Source organism: Streptomyces milbemycinicus (genome assembly GCF_002154605.1).
Taxonomy (GTDB): domain Bacteria; phylum Actinomycetota; class Actinomycetes; order Streptomycetales; family Streptomycetaceae; genus Streptomyces; species Streptomyces milbemycinicus.
In genome coordinates, this window is sequence record NZ_MUNE01001316.1 from 1 (window position 1) to 700 (window position 700).

General features: G+C 66.1%; 1 protein-coding gene. It reads left to right on the forward strand.

What is annotated here, in order from left to right:
- Positions 1–700 (forward strand): carbohydrate ABC transporter permease (locus CCN51_RS52830; RefSeq protein WP_107426344.1); only part of this gene is annotated, 700 nt, incomplete at both ends.

A 700-nucleotide genomic window follows, 5' to 3' on the forward strand; every position in this document is an offset into this window, starting at 1 on the left:
GCGGCCCTCTTCATGGTGGCGCCGTTCGTCATCGTCGCGCTCAACGCGGTCAAGTCACCCGCCGAGTACTCCGCCCACGGACCGCTGAGCCTGCCCGACGGGCTGTATCTCGACGGGCTCAAGGACTTCTGGGAGCGGGTGGACTTCGGCCGGAAGCTGCTCAACTCGGTGCTGATCTCCGGCTCGGTGGCGGTGCTCGCGGTGGTGCTGTCGGTGCTCAACGCGTACGCGATCGGCATCGGCCGGATCAAGGGCCGCCCCTGGGTGCTGGCCTTCTTCGTACTGGCGAACATGCTGCCGCAGGAGGCGCTGGTCTACCCCATCTACTACCTGTTGAAGGAGGTGGGCCTGTACGACACCCGGCTCAGCGTCATCCTCGTCTTCACCGTCATCCAGTCCGCCTTCGGCACCTATCTGCTCTCCTCCGTCCTCGGCGCCTTCCCCAAGGAGGTCATCGAGGCGGCCAGGATCGACGGCGCGAACAAGTGGCAGGTGCTGTGGCGGGTCGTGGTGCCGGTCAGCCGGCCCACGATCGGGGTGCTGCTGGTCTTCTTCTTCATCTGGACCTGGAACGAGTTTCTGCTGCCCCTGGTCATGCTGATCTCCAACGACAACCAGACGGTGTCGGTGGCCCTCGGCGTCCTCCAGGGCCAGCGTCTGATGGACGCCACCATGACCAACGCGGCCGCCCTGCTGGGGG